This window comes from Brevundimonas sp. M1A4_2e, assembly GCF_053345555.1.
In genome coordinates this window covers 86,931-105,257 of record NZ_JBKFAI010000006.1, presented here as the reverse complement: position 1 = coordinate 105,257, position 18,327 = coordinate 86,931, and the positions used below count along the sequence as shown (strand labels likewise).

Sequence of the window (18,327 nt, the reverse complement as noted above, 5' to 3'; positions counted from 1 at the left end):
GCCGATCCACCTCCCCATTGCATGGGGAGGAAAGAAAAACCCCGCGCTGTCGCCAGCGCGGGGTTCTGCTTTTCAGACCTTCCGCAGGCCTTAGTAGCGGTAGTGTTCCGGCTTGAACGGGCCCTGGACCGGCACGTTGATGTAGTCGGCCTGGTCCTGGTTCAGCGTCGTCAGCTTGGCGCCCAGCTTGGCCAGGTGCAGGAAGGCGACCTTCTCGTCCAGGTGCTTGGGCAGGGTGTAGACCTTGTTCTCGTACTTGGCGGCGTTGGTCCACAGTTCGATCTGGGCCAGCGTCTGGTTGGTGAAGGACGCCGACATCACGAAGGACGGGTGGCCGGTCGCGTTGCCCAGGTTCACCAGACGGCCTTCCGACAGCAGGATGATCTTCTTGCCGTCCGGGAACTCGACGTGGTGGACCTGATCCTTGATCTTGTCCCACTTGAAGTTCTTCAGGCCCGCGACCTGAATTTCGCTGTCGAAGTGGCCGATGTTGCAGACGATGGCGTTGTTGCGCATGGCGCGCATGTGCTCGACGCGGATGACGTCCTTGTTGCCCGTCGTCGTGACGAAGATGTCGGCCTTGTCGGCGACGTCTTCCAGGGTCTGGACCTCATAGCCTTCCATCGCCGCCTGCAGGGCGCAGATCGGGTCGATTTCGGTGACGATCACGCGGGCGCCGCCGTTGCGAAGCGAAGCGGCCGAGCCCTTGCCCACGTCGCCGTAGCCGCAGACCACCGCCACCTTGCCCGACAGCATGACGTCGGTGCCGCGACGAATGGCGTCGACCAGCGATTCACGGCAGCCGTACAGGTTGTCGAACTTGGACTTGGTGACGCTGTCGTTGACGTTGATGGCGGGGAAGGGCAGCTCGCCGCGCTCGGCCATCTGATACAGGCGGTGCACGCCCGTGGTGGTCTCTTCGGACACGCCGCCGATGGCGTCGCGGATGGCCGAGTAGAAGCCCGGCTTCTCCTTCAGATAGCGCTTCATGACCGAGAAGAGGGCTTCCTCTTCCTCGTTCTGCGGGTTGTCGAGGACCGACGCGTCCTTCTCGGCCTTCGGACCCAGCACGCACAGCAGGGTGGCGTCGCCGCCGTCGTCCAGGATCAGGTTCGGATAGCCGCCGTCGGCCCATTCAAAGATCTTGTGGGCGTATTCCCAGTACTCGACTAGATTCTCGCCCTTGAAGGCGAAGACCGGCGTGCCCGACGCGGCGATCGCGGCGGCGGCGTGGTCCTGGGTCGAGAAGATGTTGCACGAGGCCCAGCGCACTTCGGCGCCCAAGGCTTCCAGCGTCTGGATCAGCACGGCCGTCTGAATGGTCATGTGCAGGGAGCCGGCGATGCGGGCGCCCTTCAGCGGCTGGGACGCGCCATATTCGTCGCGCAGCGCCATCAGGCCCGGCATCTCGGTTTCGGCGATGGCGATTTCCTTGTTGCCGAAATCGGCCAGGGAGATGTCGCGGACGATGTAGTCGGTCATGCTGGAATGTCTTTCGGCCACTATCAGGGGATTGTCGCCGCTATAGCGCGACGCGGCGGGTGGAGCAATCAAGACATAAGGATGTCTTTATATGAATCGCGCTAGGGCGCTGACCACCTCGGCCTCCCACCGCGATTTGAGCCCGCTCATTAAGGGAATCTACGCATCCGCGGCTTAACCCGGCCAATACCCTCTTGGTGACAAGGGGTATTAAGGGCTCTCCCCCGCCCTGCCGTTGCAGTGAGTATTGGGTTCATGGCTTCCCACGAGATCGACCGCCGCATGAACTTCATGGGCCTGGGTCGGCCGTCGGCCGGTTACAGCGCCGTTTCCGGCGTGCTGCGCAAGAATGCGCCTCTGGCCCTGGCCGCCTTCTACGACAAGGTGCGCGCCGAGCCGGAGATGCGCCGCTTCTTCCGCGACGAAGGCCACATCAGCGCCGCCAGCAACGCCCAGCAACGCCACTGGGACGCCATCATCGACGGCCGGGCCGACGAGGACTACGCCGCCTCGGTGCGCACCATCGGCCGGGTTCACGCCCGCATCGGTCTGGAGCCCCGCTGGTACATCGGCGGCTACAGCGTGATCCTGGCCCACCTGACCCGCGCCATCGTCGAGCGGCCGAAAAAGCTGTTCGCCAATCGCCGCGAACATGACCGCATCACCGCCGAGGCCGTCGCCGAACTGACCCAGCGGGTCATGCTGGACATGGACCTGGCCATCTCCATCTATCTGGACGCCCTGCAGGAAGAGCGCGACCGCGTTCAGGCCGAACATGACGCCGCCGAGGCGCGACAGGCCGAGGTGGTGCGGGCGCTGGGCGCCGCCCTGCACAGCCTGGCCGACAACGACCTGTCGGTGACCATCCCCCAAACCTTCCCCGAGCAGTATCGCTCGCTGCAGAACGACTTCCACGCCGCGACCCGCGCCCTGCGCACCGCCGTGCGCGCCGTGGCCGACAGCGTCGAGAGCCTGAGCGCCGGCTCCAGCCAACTGGCCGTCGCCTCCGAGGATCTGGCCAGCCGCACCGAGCGTCAGGCCGCCAATCTGGAGCGGACCGTCAACGAAGCCGACGCCATCGCCCGCGAAGTGGCCGCCACCGCCGACGGCGCGCGCCAGACCGCCGAGGCCCTGGCCGCCGCCCGCGCCGATGTCGAACACACGACCCAGGTGGTCGGCGACGCGGTGTCCGCCATCCACGCCATCGCTGAATCCTCGGCCGAGATCGCCCGCTTCACCAGCCTGATCGACGAGATCGCCTTCCAGACCAATCTGCTGGCGCTGAACGCCGGGGTCGAGGCCGCCCGCGCGGGCGACGCCGGGCGCGGCTTCGCCGTGGTGGCCCAGGAAGTGCGCGCCCTGGCCCAGCGCTCTTCGGAAGCCTCGGGCGAGATCCGCACCCTGATCTCCACCTCCTCGGCCCAGGTGGCGCGCGGGGTCGATCTGGTCGAGCGCACCGGCGCGGCGCTGGAGCGCATCGGCGCCAAGGTCACAGCCGTCGACGGCCTGGCCGGCGGCATCGCCGGCTCGGCTCAGGAACAGGCGGAAGGCCTGGCCCGCGTCCGCCGCGCCATGGGCGAGATGGACGACATCACCCAGCAGAACGCCGCCATGACCGAGGAGGCCACCGCCGCCGCCCGTCAGCTGGCCAACGAGGCCGTCAGCCTGAACCAACAGGTCGGCCGCTTCCGCCTGGACCGTCCGGTCGCCAGCGCGGCGGGGCCGCGCCTGGTCGCCTGACGGGCGCCTCGCGCAACATCGTGCGGCCAAGACAGGCTTGGCGGATCGGCCGCAAGTCGTCTAAGCCGTCGCCCCATGGCTGACGACGCTTCGATCCGACCCGCCCGCGATCTCTCGATCCCCCGTCACGACTGGACTTTGGAGGAGGTCGAGGCCCTGTTCGCCCGCCCCTTCATGGAGTTGGTGTTCGAGGCGGCGAGCGTGCACCGCCGCTGGTTCGACCCGAACGAGGTCCAGAAATCCCAACTGCTGTCGGTCAAGACCGGCGGCTGCGCCGAAAACTGCGGCTACTGCTCGCAGTCGGCCAGCTTCAAGACCGGCCTGAAGGCTGAAAAGCTGATGGAGCTGACCGCCGTCATCGCTGAGGCCATGGCGGCCAAGGCGGGCGGGGCCAGCCGCTTCTGCATGGGCGCCGCCTGGCGCGAGCTGAAGGACCGCGACACGCCCAAGCTGGCGGCCATGATCTCAGGCGTGAAGGCGCTCGGCCTCGAGACCTGCGCCACCCTGGGCATGCTGAACGCCGACCAGGCGAAACAGCTGAAGGAGGCGGGCCTCGACTACTACAACCACAACCTCGACACCGGGCCTGAGTATTACGCCGAGGTGGTGACGACCCGCTCCTATCAGGACCGGCTGGAGACGCTGCAGCACGTCCGCGACGCCGGCATGTCGACCTGCTGCGGCGGCATCGTCGGCATGGGCGAAAAGCGCCGCGACCGCGCGGGCCTGCTGCATGCGCTGGCCACCCTACCCGTCCACCCCGACAGCCTTCCGGTCAACGCCCTGGTGCCGGTCGGCGGCACGCCGCTGGGCGAGCGGGTGCTGAAGGAAGGCGAGATCGACCCGATCGAGTTCGTCCGCACCGTCGCCGTCGCCCGTCTGGTCTGCCCCAAGTCGATGGTCCGCCTGTCGGCCGGCCGCGAAGGCATGACGCCCGAGATGCAGGCCCTGTGCTTCCTGGCCGGCGCCAACTCCATCTTCGTCGGCGGCAAGCTGCTGACCACGCCCAACCCGGAAGAGGACGACGACGCCAAGCTGTTCGCCCTGCTGGACCTGAAGCCCATGCCGCTGAAGATCGAGGCGCGGGCTAAGGGCTCGCCGCCCCCTCCTCCTCAACCATCCTCGGCCGGGAGGGCGGAGGCCCCTATTTGCTCATCCAGGGCCGCGCCGCCCCGCTCTTGATGCGGGCGGCCTGCTCACGCTGGAAGCGCCCGCCGCGCGGCGGCTTCGGCCGCGCATCGAGCGCCGCCTTCTTGAGCCGCAGAGCCCGCTGAACAGGCGTCTCGCCGGCAACAGCGTCCGCGGGTTCGGCGGCGGCGGGGTGATCATCGTCAGTGCTCATGCCCGATCTGTAACACGGCGACGCGTTCAGGGCCGAGATTTTGCGCCGTCTTCAGGGCTGGCGTCGCGCAGTCAGTTCGCCTCGCGTCATCACTTCAGCGACCGCTTCAGCTTGCGCCGACACCGAGCGCCTCTGCGCGCGAGGCGCATATAGAGCCGCAAGATAGGATCTATCCCATTCGGTCAGTCCGGCAGGAAGGCTCCCGGAGAAGAGGTTCAGGACCGTATCAAACCCTGTCGTGTCGGCGCTGGCGTCGATCTGCGCCAGGGCGATCATGGAAACGTAATCGGCCAGCTGCGTCGTATTGACGGAACCGATCAAATCCATGTCAACGATGACAATCACCTTGAAAAGCGTCTCCACCACGGCCGCGTCAAGCCGCGTATTGCCCTGGCGGCGCTTTATGATGGGTGCAGCGCCAATGGCGCAGTCGTGCTGGTTGCAGTTCAGGATTCCGGCGATTTCTCCGTCAACAACTACGCCGCCTCTCTCGCCGGGCATCCGCACCCCGCGCTGCCCCGTATCTGGATCTGTAGGGATGCTCAGAGACCACCAGCGCACAGGCCGTTCGTCCGCCAGAAAAGCGCGGAACGCCCCCCGGCCCGCATCCCAACCGGTGACATTCTGTCGGAACAGTTGGGGGTTCGCCTGGTTCAAACTCTGAGCCGTCGCGCGGCCGTCTTCGGCGAAAACCACGACCAGATTGCTTTCGCAGCCCGGTTTGCCTGTATGAAGCCCCAGGCCTGCCGCAGTCCGGCTCACGCGATCAATGATCGCCTGGGCGGGCTCGCGTTCCAGGTTGACCACCCCAGGGCAGATCGGCCCGCGCCATTGCGCCAGGGGGCGGCCCGGAGACGGCGCCGCCACTCGACCGACGAAGTCACGCACAGCCTCAGGCGTCGCCCGGCCCTGCACAGCGACTTCAGGCAGGACCGTGACGTCAGGCTGCGCCTGCGCCAAGGCCGTTGAGGCCAGCCCCGTTGACACCAGCGCGGCCCAGAGGGCGCCCATACGAAAGCTGCTCACTTCCCAGACCTCCTGCCGACAAGAACATCGATACCCTAGTCGGCATCACGCCGTTCGCCTAGCCGAAGAAGCAGCCCCCGCCTTAGCGCCCCGGCCGCCGGGTCATCGCAGAGGCGGGGGCCAGCTGCAGGCCCCGCGCCTCCAGGCCCGCCGTCCAGCGGGCGGCGGCTTCGACGGTGACGGGGTAGGAGAAGCCGGTTCCCAGCGCCGCGCCGTTGGTCTTGGCGGCGGCCTCTAGCGCGTTGAACTGGCGCAGGATGGCGGCGGGGCTCTGTTCCTCGTCGATGATGCGGTCGGCGCTGGCGCGGGCGAAGGCGCCGGGGCGGCGGCGCATCGAGCCGTCGTCGAGGAAGGCCAGACCGCGCTGACGCAGATTGGTCATCAGCGCGCCCATGCTCTCGTCCGAGGTCGCGAACCGGTCGCCCAGATAGTTGGTCACGCCGAAATAGCCGGTGGCGCGCGCCAGCAGCCAGTCCAGCTTGACCGCCACATCGTCGGCGCCGCCGCTGGACAGAAGCGTGTAGGGGCCGGGGTCGCTGTCGGGATAGCCGGTGGGCTCCATCGGCAGTTCGATCATCACCTCATGGCCGTGGGCGCGGGCCATGTCGATCCAGGTCTGAAGACCTTCAGCATAGGGCACGAAGGACAGGGTCACCTCGGCGGGCAGACGTTCGATCGCCGCGCGGGTGGTGGCGCTGTTCAGACCCAGACCGCCGACCACGAGGGCCACCATGGGCCTGCCGTTCGAGCGGAAGGGCCGAGCGTAGGCCTGGGCCGGCACGCGGCCGTCGGCGGCGATCCGCGGCAGGGGGCCGTTCGGTCCGGGCTGGAACATGCCGGCGATCGGCGCCTTGGGCAAGGGATTGGACGGGGCGCGCACCGGGGCGCTGAAGCCCTGGCCCGAGGCAACGCTGGCGCCGTCGGGCAGGGTGATGAGGGCCTCGCCCCCCATAGCGCCGCCCTCTTCGCCCATCAGAGCCGGGTCGATGGCGCCGAGGTCCTGATAGATGTCCAGACCGCTGAAGCCGAAAGCTTCGGCGCCGGTCGGGGCCGTGTCGGCGGCGGCGGGACGCTCGAGGCGCGCGCTGGCCGTCGGCGCGCCGGCGCGCGGATCGCCCAGAACGGCGACGAACAGGGCGGCCGCGCCGATGACGAAGACCCCGGCCGCGCCCGCCGCGACGGGCGGCTTCTTCAGGGCGTTGAGGACCGGGTCCATGGCGACGCGCGACCGGGGCTCCGGCGGCGCGCCTGCGACGGCGGCTAGGGCGGACTGGCGCTTGGCGAACATGGTCAGGATGGCGGCTCGAGCTTGCAGGCGCCGCACAGGCGCGGCGCCCCTCAGCCTCAGTTAAGCCCTGCGCCGGTTAAGAAACCCTAACGGCGCGTTCACCACGTTCGAGGGCCGCGCCTCAGTCGCTCTTCGGCTTGTTCCCCGGCGTGATTTCCGGGGTGCGCGGCGCCGGGGGGTCTTTCGGCGCGACCGTGACCTTGGGCGTGTCGGTCTCGGCCGTCTCGACCTTGTCCTGTCCCGGTTCGGTGATGACGATCCCTTCGGGCGCGGCGGCCAGTTTGGTCAGGTCGCCGCCGGCGCGCAGCACGTCCAGCGCCCGCTCCAGCTGATAGTCCTTGTCCTTGGCGTAGTCGGCGCCCGGCGCCTCGCGCGGGGTGTGCGGCCCCTTGCGCTCGGCCCCGATGGAGGAGTCCAGCGCCGTCGAATAGGCCGCCTCGGAATAGATGAAGCTGGAGCGCGAGACGATGCGCGCCTCGGCCTCGGAACGGGCCACCTCCAGGTCCGGCTCGATGCCGATCTTCTGGATCGAGCGACCCGACGGCGTGTAGTAGCGCGCCGTGGTGATCGACAGGGCGCCGTCGCGACCCCCGCGCAGCGGGATCACCGTCTGCACCGATCCCTTGCCGAAGCTGGTCAGGCCGACGACCGTCGCCCGCTCCTGATCCTTTAGGGCGCCCGCCACGATCTCGGACGCCGAGGCCGAGCCGTAGTTGATCAGCACCACCACCGGCAGGCCGCCGGTCAGGTCGCCCGGCTTGGCGGCGTAGCGTTCGATATCCTCAGGCTTGCGGCCGCGCTGGCTGACGATCTCGCCGCGCTCCAGGAAGGCGTCGGACACGTCGATGGCCGCCGTCAGCAGCCCGCCGCCGTTGTTGCGCAGGTCCAGCACATAGCCCTTCAGGCCGGGTTTCTCGCGCTTCAGCCGCTCAATGGTCTCGGTCAGCTCGCGGCCGGTGTTCTCGTTGAAGGTGGAGACGCGCAGGTAGCCGAAGTCGCCTTCCAGACGGCCGGTGACGGATTCGACCTTGATGACCTCGCGGGTCAGCACGACCTCGCGCGGCTCTTCGCCGTCGCGCAGGAAGGTGACGGTGACGCTGGTGCCGGTGGCGCCGCGCAGCTTGTCAGAGACCTCGGAGACGCTGAGGCCCGCCGCGTTCTGGCCGTTGACGGCGCTGATGACGTCGCCCGCCTGAACCCCGGCGCGCCCGGCCGGGCTGTCGTCCATCGGCGAGATGACCTTCACCAGCCCGCCTTCGGAAGTGATGGTCAGGCCGACGCCCGAATACTCGCCCGAGGTCCGTTCGCGCAGGTCGTCGAACCCCTTGGCGGGCAGGTAGTTGGAATGCGGATCGAGCGCCGTCATCATCCCCTGCAGGGCGGCCTCGATCAGCTTCTTGTTATCGACCGGAACGACATAGGCCTGCTCGACGATGCCCAGCACGTCGCCGAACATCTCGAGCATCCGGAAGGTCTCGTTGCGCGGAGTCTGGCTGGCGACAGCCGCCGCCGATCCGCCCAGCGCCAGGGCGGCGGCGCCCACGAGAAGCAGTTTACGCATTCGGTCTCTTTCCATCGGATCCGCTCTCGGCTCCGGTCGTCCAGGGCGGCGCGGACGCCGCAAACGGCGCGCGCGACAGTTGGGCCGATACAATCAGCGTCCGCGCCGATTTGAAAGGGATTTCGCGCGGTTGGCCCCCTTACTGGAGCCACGGCGCCGGATCGATGGGCCGTTCCTGGCGCCGCAGTTCGAAATAGGCCTCGCCGTCCTCGCCGGTGCGGCCCAGGGTCTGGCCGTCGGCCACGCGTTGGCCCGTCTCGACCTCCAGCCGGTCCAGGCCCGCGATCACGGCGCGCCAGCCGGGGCCCAGGTCCAGGATCACCACCTCGCCCCACTCCTTCAGCGGCCCGGCGTAGGCGACGCGGCCCGCCGCGGGCGCGCCGACCGCCTCATGGCTGGAGCGCCAGCTCCAACCGGCCGAACGGCCGCCGAAGCGTTGCGACGGCGTCCCCGCGATCGGCGGGGTCAGGCGGCTGCGGCCCGCAGGCAGGCGGGCGGCGGGCGCCGCTTCGGGCGCCTCGGCCACCTGCGGCGCCTGCCCGCCCAGTTCGCGGATGCGGGCTTCCAGCGCCCGTGTCGCGCGCTCGGCCCGCGCCGCCTCGGCCCGCAGGACCGAGCGCAGGGCGGTCTTGCGCGCCGTCAGGCCCTCGATCTCGGCGCGGCGGTCGTTCTGGGCGCTCTCGACGGTGAACAGGCGCTCGCTGGACAGGGCGGCCAGGCGGCGGATGCGGCCGATCTCGGCCTGACGCTCGACCAGGGTTTCGGCGCGCTTCTGAAGGTCGGGCGTGATAGCCCGGATCAGGATGGAGGCGCGCACGGCGTCCACCGCCTGATCGGCGGGGATCAGCAGGGGCGGCGGCGGCTTGCGGCTCATCATCTGCAGGGCCGACAGCAGCCGTCCCTGCGCCGCGCGCTCGCGCGACAGGGCGGCGACCAGCGACCCCTCACGCTCGGCCAGCTCCTTTAGCCGGGCGCGCTGCGCCTCCAGCTGCACGTCGTCCTCGGCCTCGGCCCGGCGCAGGTCGCGCAGCTGGCGGTCCAGGTCGACGATCTCCTCGGCGGCGGCGGCGGCCTCGGCGCGCAGGCGGCGGGCGCGGGCCGTCTCGTCGCGATACTCGGCCTGAAGCCGGGTCAGCTCGGCGCTAGCCTGACCCGCGCGCTGGCTGGCCGCCGGCCCGGCCAGGGCCAGCAGCAGGCTGGAAGAGGTCAGAAGAAGAACGGCCCCGCGTCGCATCAGTCGCGATGATAGGGCGAACCGGCCAGGATCGTCACGGCCCGATACAGCTGTTCGGCCAGCATGGCGCGGGCCAGGGCGTGGGGCCAGGTCTGCGGCCCGAAGGCCAGGGTCGAACGCGCGGCGCGGCGCACGCTTTCGTCCAGACCGTCGGCGCCGCCGATGACGAAGACCAGGCGCCGCTCGCCCTGGTCGCGCAGGGCCGCCACATGGTCGGCGAAGGCGCGCGAGGAATAGGTCCGCCCCCGCTCGTCGCAGGCGATCAGATGCGCGCCCTCGGCAGCGGCGAGCAGCAGCTCGGCCTCCGGCGCCTTGCCGGGCTTCTTCGGCTCAAGGTCGATGAGTTCGAGAGGCCCCAGGCCCAGCGCCCGCCCCGACAGGGTGGCGCGCCGGGCGTAGTCCTCGGCGAGGGTCGCCTCGGGACCGCGGCCCGGCTTGCCGATGGCCGCGATCGCCAGCTTCATGAGGTCAGCCCGCCGTCAGGTGGTTCAGCCGCGGACGGGGCCGCCGCGGTGGGCGCTGTCGACCGCCCAGATCTTCTCGATGTTGTAGAAGGTGCGCACTTCGGGGCGGAACAGGTGGACGATGACGTCGCCCGCATCCAGCAGCACCCAGTCGCAGTGCGGCAGGCCCTCGACCTTCACCTTGCCCAGCCCCTGCTCCTTGAACAGGCGCAGCAGGTGGTCGGCGATGGCGCCGACGTGGCGGTGCGAACGACCCGAAGCCACGATCATGGCGTCGGTCATCGGGCTCTTGCCGCGCAGGTCGATCAGGACGATGTCCTGAGACTTGTCTTCGTCGAGTTTGGCGAGGATGGCCTGTTCCAGCTCGGTCGCGCCGACCGGCAGAGGCTGGCGCCCATCGCCGGACTCGTCGCTACTGGGGCCGTCCTCGGCCTGACCGTCTTCGGAATGGACGGAATCCATCAGGTCCATTTCGTGCGCCGCATTGGAAACGGCGTCTTGCGCGTCGTGCGCGGTCGAGGGGGTCAGCGGAGGGCTCCAAGGCGATTTACTAAAAGCCCAATATAGCACGCCCGGCGTGAAAGGTCACCCGATCGGATTCGACTCTTCGCCCCGCCCCGCCCGCGCGGCGCGGATGGCCGTCGAGGAGCGGTGATTCAGCGGCGCCGACAGATAGGTCCAGGCCGGCGCCTCAAGGCTGGGCAGCAGCCCGGCCTGGGCCATGGGCACGCGATAGCGGGCGAAGCGCACGGCCGCCGGCGCCGTGCGGCTGTCCAGCAGGCTGCCGGGCCGGGCGATCACCGCCACGGGCATCAGCCGCATGATGTCGGTCCAACCGCGCCAGCGGTGGAAATCCGCCAGATTGTCAGACCCCATCAGCCAGACGAAATGCACCCCCGGATGGCGCGCGACGATGGCGCGCAGGGTGTCCACGGTCCAGCGCGTACCCGCCCGCGTCTCGAAATCCGAGATGATCATGGCTGGGCCGACCGTCGCCGCGGCCGCTCGCGCCGAGGCCATCCGCTCGGCCAAGGGGGCGGTCTCATGGGCGGACTTCAGCGGATTCTGCGGCGAGACCAGCCAGACCACCCGGTCCAGCCCCAGTCGTTGCATGGCGGTGGCCGCCACATGGGCGTGGCCGTCGTGGGCCGGATTGAACGAGCCGCCGAACAGGCCGACCTTCATCCCCGGCGCCAGGTCCAGCCCGTCGCGCAGGGCGCCTCGGCGAAGACCGGAGCCTTTCGGCGCAGGACCGGCGTGGAAGAAGGACAAGGGCGTCTCTTGCGGCGGCGGCGAACAGATGAGCGCGGCCGGAACGCCTTATGCTCACTTGCGCCCTAACACGGCCGAACGCGCCTGTCTCGCTCCGCGAACGGACCGAGCGGCGCAAGGGCGATTTGGCCCCGCCCTAGAATTCCTTCCAGCTCGATCCCGGATCGCGCTCGCCCGGCTGGGCCAGCTGCTGGCCCCAGGTCAGCATCATGAAGGCCTTGTGGCTGCGGATCTTGTACTGGCCGATCATGGGCGTGACGGCGCCCAGGGGCATGCCGGTGCGCGCGTCGTAGAGGAAGCCCGAGAACTCGGCCACGCCCATGCGGTCGCGGTTGGAGTAGAGCGACACCTCGGGGATGGAGACGACGTTCAGGCTCTCATTGATCGGCACCCGCATGTCGGGGATGCCGACCACCCGGCGCAACTGATCCAGCGACAGGGCGCCGGCGCGCACCTCGAAGATGGCGTCGGCCTCGCCCCGCTCGCGCACGATGGCGTAGCCGGCTTCCGACAGGGCGGCGCGGATGGCGCTCAGCGCATAGCGGGCGTTCTCGGCCTGGAAATAGGTCTCGTCGACGAAGACGCGCGCGCCCTGGGGGATGGGCAGGGTCAGGCCCTCGACCGCGCGGTCGGCCGCCCGGTTGACCAGCAGCATGTCGGTGGCCGTCCGCGCCGGATTGGTCTCGGTCACCATGGCGCAGGCGCCCAGGGTCAGGACCAAGGCGGCGGGCAGGAGACGGAGAGCAGTCCTCACCAGGCGCCCACGTTCGGCATGGAGGCCCACGGCTCGGCCGGAGCCAGACGCTCGCCCGCCTGCAGCAGTTCGATCGAGATGCCGTCCGGCGAGCGGACGAAGGCCATGTGACCGTCGCGCGGCGGGCGGTTGATGACGACGCCGCCGTCCATCAGGCGCTGGCAGGCGGCGTAGATGTCGTCGACCTGGAACGCCAGGTGGCCGAAGTTGCGGCCGCCGTCGTAATCCTGATCGTCCCAGTTGTAGGTCAGCTCGACTTCAGGCGACTTCTCGGCCTCGGCCCGCGCCTTGTCCGCAGGGGCCGCCAGATAGACCAGGGTGAAACGCCCGGCCTCATAGTCGGCGCGACGCGTCTCCCGCAGACCCAGCAGGTCGCAGTAGAAACGCATCGAGGCGTCCAGATCCTTCACCCGGACCATGGTGTGCAGAAAACGCATCGTCCCGCCTCAGTGCGCCTCGGGCGGGCGGGCCGCCGGGTCGAGGTATTCGTTCTCCGGCTGCGGGTGCGCCGACAGCACGAAGCGGCGGTCGCAATAGCCGCACTCGATGAAGTCGTCCTCGCCCATGTCCATATAGACCAGCGGGTGGCCCAGGGCGCCGCCGCCGCCGTCGCAGGCGACGCGCTTGGTCGAGACGACGATCTCTTCGGGGGGAGGAATGACGGCTTCGAGATGACGGGGAGGCATGATCCGGTCCGGTCTGGAGAGGCTTTGCGCCGTTCCTAGGCGGACCGGAACCTCAGGTCAAACGTCCGACGCGGCGGGCTTGCGGCCCATCACCTTGTCGAACAGGGCCTTGCGCTTCTTGAAAAGGGTCAACCCCAGGCAGCCGGCGCCGACCCACAGGCCGACCTCGCCGACCACCGCGGCGACGGCGGCGATGATCGCCGCCTGGGTCATCGGCAGGTATTCCATCTTGCCAGCGCCCAGCGCCAGGGCGAAGCCGACGTAGCCGACGGCGCAGAAACCCATGGCGATAAAGCCGATCAAGCGGGTGCGGGTCAGCGTTTTGCGGGAGGCGATGGCGGGGGTCATGGCGTTTCCTTATCCAAGCGAAGTTGTCTTTCTGACAAGTAAGCTAGACATGGTTGAGGGCGGCGTCAAGCGACTTTGACATATCGTCTCGCAGCCTTGTCTTCACCTTCGCAACGACGCCTTGGCGAACGGCGCCGCGCCCCCTACCTATGCCGTCCGCCCCTCCCTGCCCGAGTCGAAGTCCGCGCCATGACCCAAGCCCCCGCCCTGCCCGTCAACGCCATCGAGGTCAGGGGGCTGAAGAAGACCTACAAGGGCTCGCGCAAGTCGCCGCCGAAGACGGCCCTGCGCGGGGTCGACCTGACAGTGCCGCGCGGCTCGATGTTCGGGCTGCTGGGGCCCAACGGCGCGGGCAAGTCGACCCTGATCAACATCATCGCCGGAGTGGTGAACAAGTCCGAGGGCACGGTCCGCATCTGGGACCGCGACATCGACCATGAGGCGCGCGACGCCCGCTCGGCCCTGGGGGTGGTGCCGCAGGAAATCGTCGCCGACGTCTTCTTCACCCCGCGCGAGGCGCTGGAGGTCCAGGCCGGCTTTTACGGCGTGCCCGCCAACGAGCGCCGCTCGGACGAACTGCTGGCGGCCCTGGGCCTGTCGGACAAGGCCAACGCCTATGTCCGCGCCCTGTCCGGCGGCATGAAGCGGCGCCTGATGGTGGCCAAGGCCCTGGTGCACAATCCGCCCGTGCTGATCCTGGACGAGCCGACGGCGGGCGTGGACGTCGAGCTGCGCCGCCAGCTGTGGGACTATGTCCGCAAGATCAACGAGGAGGGGGTGACGGTGATCCTGACCACCCACTACCTCGAAGAGGCCCAGGAGCTGTGCGACACCATCGCCATCATCAACCGGGGCGAGGTCGTGGCCTGCGAGCCGACGCAGCAGCTGCTGAAACGTCTCGACACCCGCAACGTGGTGGTGACGCCCGAGACGGCGCCCGAGACCCTGCCGGTCCTGAACGGCTTCCACGTCGCCCCGCGCGCCAACGGCGCCTTCGTCGTCACCTACCGCACGGGCGAGTCCAGCGTCGAACAGGTGCTGGCGGCCGTGCGCGCAGCGGGCGTGACCATCAAGGACATCGCCACCGAAGATCCGGATCTGGAAGACGTCTTCCTGGCCATGACCTACGGCGACACGAGCCGCCCCGATCCGACGCAGGACTGACCTCTCCCCCCTCCGTCATCCTCCGGCAAGCCGCGGAGCGGCGCGACCGGGGGACCCAGCGGCGCCGAAGGCGATCTTTACGGCTAGAGCGGTGGCGGCCGCTTTCGCCCTACGGGCGCCGCTGGGTCCCCCGGTCTCCGCTTCGCTACGCCGGAGGATGACGACGCGGATCACGCCACCATCACCGTGCCGAGCAGCAGCTTGGCCCCCGGCTTGCCCAGGATCGCGTCCGTCGCGTGCTGCAACGCCACCACCAGCCATTCGACATTCGGCGGCGCGTCCGGCAGCAGCCGCTCGGCGGCGATGCGGACGATCTCGTTATAGGCGGCGCTGAGGCGCGGCTGCGACAGGCGCGCCCGCTCCATCAGGGCGCCGTCGGCGATGTCCAGCCCGGTCTCGACCGTCATGACCCCGCGCCGCCCGTCGCGGCGCAGAACCGTGGCCGTGGCGGTGGGCAAGGACAGATAGCCGCCCTTGCCGCCGCCGCTCTTCTCAGGCGAAGCCTGCGCCGCGCCCGCCAGCGTCAAGGCGCTCAAAGTCAGGCCGATCAGATGACGTCTGTCCATGCGGCGACCTTAGTCGCGGCGCCTTTCCCGGACGTTGACGCCTAGCCCGCATCGAGACGGCGGCGTATGCGAAGGGCATGAGCATCGATCTGTCCCTCTATCGCCCCAACGTCGGGGTCGTCCTGTTCAACCCGGCCGGCCAGGTCTGGTTCGGCCGCCGCGCCGACACGCCCGAGCCGTGGAACTGGCAGTTCCCGCAAGGCGGCGTCGACGACGGCGAGGACCTGGAGGCCGCCGCCCGCCGCGAACTGCACGAGGAGACCGGCGTGCGCTCCATCGCCCTTCTGGGCCGCACGAGGGATTGGATCCCCTATGACTTCCCCGAGGGCCTGCCGAGCCCGAAGAGCTGGAAGGGGCTGAAGGGGCAGCGCCAGCAGTGGTTCGCCTTCCGCCTGACCGGCGCCGAAGACGAGATCGACCTGAACGCGCACGGCGAGCCCGAGTTCGACGCCTGGCGCTGGGGGCGGCTGGACGAAGCGCCCGGCCTGATCGTGCCGTTCAAACGGCCGGTCTATGAGCAGGTGGTGCAGGCGTTCGGAGAGTGGGCCGCCTAAGCGCTCGCCCTCCAACCCCTCGGCCCTTCCGCCAATGCACTAAAGCCATCGCTCAAAACAAAAGGCCCCCCGCCGGAGCGAGGGGCCTTTGATCGTTTCAGCCGCGCGAACCTTAGTTCGCGGTCAGCTCCGAGGCCTCTTCGGCCAGGATGGTCAGGCCTTCGCCGTTGACGTCGGCGAAGCCGCCCTTGACCTCGAAGCGGCGACGCTGGGCGCCGTCATAGACGGTCACCACGCCTTCGCGCAGGGTGGTCATGAAGGGCGCGTGGCCCGGCAGGACGCCGAAGTCGCCCTCGACGCCCGGCGCATCGACCTGATCGACCGAACCGGCGAAGACTTCGCGTTCCGGGGCGACGAGGGAGAAGTTCAGCTTACCGGCCATGACTTAGGCTTCCGCAGCCATCTTGGCGGCCTTCTCGACGGCCTCTTCGATGGCGCCGACCATGTAGAAGGCGGCTTCCGGCAGGTGGTCGTATTCGCCGTCGCAGATCGCCTTGAACGAGCGGATGGTGTCAGCCAGCTCGACGAACTTGCCCGGCGAACCGGTGAACTGCTCGGCCACGAAGAAGGGCTGCGACAGGAAGCGCTGGATCTTGCGGGCGCGCGACACGACCAGCTTGTCGTCTTCCGACAGCTCGTCCATGCCCAGGATGGCGATGATGTCCTTCAGCGCCTTGTACTGCTGCAGGATTTCCTGAACGCGGCGGGCGACCGTGTAGTGCTCTTCGCCGATCACCAGCGGGTCCATGATCCGCGAGGTGGAGTCCAGCGGGTCCACGGCCGGGAAGATGGCCTGGGCGGCGATGTCGCGGTTCAGAACCGTGGTCGCGTCCAAGTGGGCGAACGAGGCGGCGGGCGCCGGGTCGGTCAGGTCGTCAGCCGGGACGTAGATGGCCTGGATCGAGGTGATCGAGCCCTTCTTGGTCGAGGTGATGCGCTCCTGCAGGTTGCCCATCTCGGTGGCCAGCGTCGGCTGATAGCCCACGGCCGAGGGGATGCGGCCCAGCAGAGCCGACATTTCCGAACCGGCTTGCGTGAAGCGGAAGATGTTGTCGATGAACAGCAGGACGTCCTTGCCCTCTTCATCGCGGAAGTATTCGGCCTGGGCCAGGCCGGTCAGGGCCACGCGGGCGCGGGCGCCGGGGGGCTCGTTCATCTGGCCGTAGACCAGGGCGCATTTGGAGCCTTCGCCGCCGCCGGCGACGTTCACGTTCGACTCGATCATCTCGTGATACAGGTCGTTGCCTTCGCGGGTGCGTTCGCCCACGCCGGCCAGAACCGAATAACCGCCGTACGCCTTGGCGATGTTGTTGATCAGTTCCTGCATGGTCACGGTCTTGCCGACGCCGGCGCCGCCGAACAGGCCGGTCTTGCCGCCCTTGGTGTAGGGGCAGATCAGGTCGATGACCTTGATGCCCGTGACCAGGATTTCCGACGAGGTCGACTGCTCCTCGAACGAAGGCGCCTCGCGGTGGATCGGGCGGAACTCGGTGGTCTTGATCGGACCGGCTTCGTCGATCGGCTGGCCGACGACGTTCATGATGCGGCCGAGCGTGCCCGGGCCGACCGGGGCCATGATCGACTTGCCGGTGTCGACGACGGCCTGGCCGCGCGTCAGACCTTCGGTCGTGTCCATAGCGATGGTGCGGACCATGTTCTCACCCAGGTGCTGGGCCACTTCCAGGACCAGGGTGAAGGGCTCGCCCGTCTTCTGGTCGACGTTCTGGGTTTCCAGAGCGTTCAGAATGCCCGGCAGGTGGCCGGTGAACTCAACGTCGACGACGGCGCCGATGACCTGGGCGATCTTGCCCTGGCCCGCGACAGCGACGGGAGCGGCGGCCGGAGCGGCCTTCTTGGCGGCCGGCTTCTTGGCGGCGGGTTTCTTGGGGGCGGTGGTGTCGGTCATCGGGGTTTATCCGTGTCGAATGTCGGCTGTGTCGGGATCAGAGCGCTTCAGCGCCGGCGATGATCTCGATCAGCTCGGTGGTGATCTGGGCCTGGCGGGAACGGTTGTACTGCAGCGTCAAGGCGCTGATGAGGTCGCCGGCGTTGCGCGTGGCGTTGTCCATCGCAGCCATCTGGGCGCCGAAGAAGCCGGCCTGGTTTTCCAGAAGGGCGGCCAGGATCTGCGTCGTCAGGTTGCGCGGCAGCAGGGTCTCGAGGATGTCCTCTTCCGACGGCTCGTACTCATAGAGCGCGCCGGCGTCGGCCGAGGCGTCGGCGTCGACTTCGGCCGGGGCCAGCTGACGCGACGACGGGACCTGAGAGATCACCGACTTGAACTGGCTGTAGAAGAGCGTGACCTTGTCGGCCTCGTCCGCCTCGAACTTTTCAGCCAGCAGTTCGGCGATCGGCTGGGCCGAGTGCAGGCCCACCGTCTTGTGCTCGCTCAACTCGAAAGTCTTGACGACCTTGTCCCCGAACAGGCGGGTCAGCTGGTCGCGCGACTTGCGGCCGACAGCGACGATCTCGACGTCCTTGCCGTTGGCGATCAGGCTGTTGATGTGATCGCGCGCGGCGCGGATGACGTTGGTCGAGAACCCGCCCGCCAGACCCTTGTCGGCCGTGGCGACGACGACCAGGTGCTTCTGGTCGGCGCCGGTTCCGGTCATCAGGCGCGGGCCGTCGTCGCCGACGCCCGCCGCCAGGTTGGCGATGACCGAGGCCATCCGCGACGCATAGGGGCGGGCGTTCTCCGCCTGCTCCTGGGCGCGCTTCAGCTTGGCCGCGGCGACCATCTGCATGGCTTTCGTGATCTTCTGCGTCGCTTTGACGCTTCCGATCCGATCGCGCATTTCCTTGAGGCTAGCCATCCGGCTCTGCTCTTCCTTTGACTACAGGGCCGA

Annotated in this window: 20 protein-coding genes and 1 pseudogene; 4 read left to right on the top strand and 17 right to left on the bottom strand. The window is 68.8% G+C overall.

Going from position 1 to position 18,327, the window contains the following annotated elements; translation table 11 throughout:
- Window positions 1-90 precede the first annotated feature (90 nt).
- Window positions 91-1,482 (bottom strand): adenosylhomocysteinase, encoded by a 1,392-nt coding sequence (ahcY, locus tag ACLBV5_RS12980; RefSeq protein ID WP_313634112.1) that lies wholly within the window; start codon window positions 1,480-1,482, stop codon window positions 91-93.
- Between the two features lie 255 nt (window positions 1,483-1,737).
- On the opposite strand from ahcY, the gene ACLBV5_RS12975 reads away from it, so the two are divergent.
- Window positions 1,738-3,222 carry a globin-coupled sensor protein gene (locus ACLBV5_RS12975; protein ID WP_025976094.1) on the top strand — a complete coding sequence of 495 codons (1,485 nt, stop codon included), beginning with the start codon at window positions 1,738-1,740 and terminating at the stop codon, window positions 3,220-3,222.
- 75 nt (window positions 3,223-3,297) lie between these two features.
- Window positions 3,298-4,311: pseudogene (bioB, locus tag ACLBV5_RS12970) on the top strand (biotin synthase BioB); the annotation flags it as partial.
- Window positions 4,312-4,366: 55 nt separating this feature from the next.
- On the opposite strand, the gene ACLBV5_RS12965 reads toward bioB, so the two are convergent.
- From ACLBV5_RS12965 to ACLBV5_RS12910, 12 genes are all read right to left on the bottom strand, one after another.
- Entirely contained in the window at window positions 4,367-4,564 is a 198-nt protein-coding gene (locus ACLBV5_RS12965; RefSeq protein WP_134582194.1) for a hypothetical protein, read from the bottom strand.
- 51 nt (window positions 4,565-4,615) lie between these two features.
- Entirely contained in the window at window positions 4,616-5,575 is a 960-nt protein-coding gene (locus tag ACLBV5_RS12960) for a hypothetical protein (RefSeq protein WP_447605913.1), read from the bottom strand.
- A 97-nt stretch (window positions 5,576-5,672) separates the two neighbouring features.
- The gene (locus ACLBV5_RS12955; RefSeq protein ID WP_447605973.1) at window positions 5,673-6,878 is read right to left on the bottom strand and encodes a divergent polysaccharide deacetylase family protein; all 1,206 of its coding nucleotides are present in this window, start codon (window positions 6,876-6,878) and stop codon (window positions 5,673-5,675) included.
- Between the two features lie 121 nt (window positions 6,879-6,999).
- Complete coding sequence (locus ACLBV5_RS12950; RefSeq protein ID WP_447605912.1) at window positions 7,000-8,439, bottom strand: S41 family peptidase; 1,440 nt, start codon at window positions 8,437-8,439, stop codon at window positions 7,000-7,002.
- Window positions 8,440-8,578: 139 nt separating this feature from the next.
- Entirely contained in the window at window positions 8,579-9,673 is a 1,095-nt protein-coding gene (locus tag ACLBV5_RS12945) for a peptidoglycan DD-metalloendopeptidase family protein (protein ID WP_227157872.1), read from the bottom strand.
- Window positions 9,673-10,137, bottom strand: a complete 465-nt coding sequence (gene rlmH / locus ACLBV5_RS12940) for a 23S rRNA (pseudouridine(1915)-N(3))-methyltransferase RlmH (protein ID WP_025976872.1) — start codon at window positions 10,135-10,137, stop codon at window positions 9,673-9,675. The genes ACLBV5_RS12945 and rlmH overlap by 1 nt, the downstream gene beginning before the upstream one ends.
- 24 nt (window positions 10,138-10,161) lie before the next feature.
- Window positions 10,162-10,608, bottom strand: a complete 447-nt coding sequence (gene rsfS, locus ACLBV5_RS12935; RefSeq protein WP_134582192.1) for a ribosome silencing factor — start codon at window positions 10,606-10,608, stop codon at window positions 10,162-10,164.
- A 114-nt stretch (window positions 10,609-10,722) separates the two neighbouring features.
- Window positions 10,723-11,409 carry a nicotinate-nucleotide adenylyltransferase gene (locus ACLBV5_RS12930; protein WP_447605911.1) on the bottom strand — a complete coding sequence of 229 codons (687 nt, stop codon included), beginning with the start codon at window positions 11,407-11,409 and terminating at the stop codon, window positions 10,723-10,725.
- A 136-nt stretch (window positions 11,410-11,545) separates the two neighbouring features.
- Window positions 11,546-12,163 (bottom strand): DUF6655 family protein, encoded by a 618-nt coding sequence (locus ACLBV5_RS12925; protein WP_035302177.1) that lies wholly within the window; start codon window positions 12,161-12,163, stop codon window positions 11,546-11,548.
- Entirely contained in the window at window positions 12,160-12,600 is a 441-nt protein-coding gene (locus tag ACLBV5_RS12920; protein WP_134582191.1) for a VOC family protein, read from the bottom strand. The genes ACLBV5_RS12925 and ACLBV5_RS12920 overlap by 4 nt, the downstream gene beginning before the upstream one ends.
- A 9-nt stretch (window positions 12,601-12,609) precedes the next feature.
- Complete coding sequence (locus tag ACLBV5_RS12915) at window positions 12,610-12,849, bottom strand: zinc-finger domain-containing protein (RefSeq protein WP_024355136.1); 240 nt, start codon at window positions 12,847-12,849, stop codon at window positions 12,610-12,612.
- A 57-nt stretch (window positions 12,850-12,906) separates the two neighbouring features.
- Window positions 12,907-13,197, bottom strand: a complete 291-nt coding sequence (locus tag ACLBV5_RS12910) for a hypothetical protein (protein WP_025976877.1) — start codon at window positions 13,195-13,197, stop codon at window positions 12,907-12,909.
- 189 nt (window positions 13,198-13,386) lie between these two features.
- Here ACLBV5_RS12910 and ACLBV5_RS12905 point away from each other — a divergent pair, with 189 nt between their 5' ends.
- Entirely contained in the window at window positions 13,387-14,361 is a 975-nt protein-coding gene (locus ACLBV5_RS12905; protein WP_447605910.1) for an ABC transporter ATP-binding protein, read from the top strand.
- 170 nt (window positions 14,362-14,531) lie between these two features.
- On the opposite strand, the gene ACLBV5_RS12900 is transcribed toward ACLBV5_RS12905, so the two are convergent.
- Window positions 14,532-14,927: a Tat pathway signal protein gene (locus ACLBV5_RS12900; RefSeq protein WP_447605909.1), complete on the bottom strand. Its 396-nt coding sequence runs from the start codon at window positions 14,925-14,927 to the stop codon at window positions 14,532-14,534.
- Between the two features lie 77 nt (window positions 14,928-15,004).
- On the opposite strand from ACLBV5_RS12900, the gene ACLBV5_RS12895 reads away from it, so the two are divergent.
- Entirely contained in the window at window positions 15,005-15,481 is a 477-nt protein-coding gene (locus ACLBV5_RS12895; RefSeq protein WP_134582188.1) for an RNA pyrophosphohydrolase, read from the top strand.
- Between the two features lie 112 nt (window positions 15,482-15,593).
- Here ACLBV5_RS12895 and ACLBV5_RS12890 read toward each other — a convergent pair whose 3' ends face one another.
- Genes ACLBV5_RS12890 through ACLBV5_RS12880 form a run of 3 tightly spaced genes read right to left on the bottom strand, consistent with a single transcriptional unit; the run spans window position 15,594 to window position 18,294 of the window.
- Window positions 15,594-15,863 carry an ATP synthase F1 subunit epsilon gene (locus tag ACLBV5_RS12890; protein ID WP_003167474.1) on the bottom strand — a complete coding sequence of 90 codons (270 nt, stop codon included), beginning with the start codon at window positions 15,861-15,863 and terminating at the stop codon, window positions 15,594-15,596.
- 3 nt (window positions 15,864-15,866) lie between these two features.
- Window positions 15,867-17,387: a F0F1 ATP synthase subunit beta gene (gene atpD, locus ACLBV5_RS12885; RefSeq protein WP_025976882.1), complete on the bottom strand. Its 1,521-nt coding sequence runs from the start codon at window positions 17,385-17,387 to the stop codon at window positions 15,867-15,869.
- A gap of 37 nt (window positions 17,388-17,424) precedes the next feature.
- Window positions 17,425-18,294 carry a F0F1 ATP synthase subunit gamma gene (locus ACLBV5_RS12880; RefSeq protein ID WP_025976883.1) on the bottom strand — a complete coding sequence of 290 codons (870 nt, stop codon included), beginning with the start codon at window positions 18,292-18,294 and terminating at the stop codon, window positions 17,425-17,427.
- Window positions 18,295-18,327 lie beyond the last annotated feature (33 nt).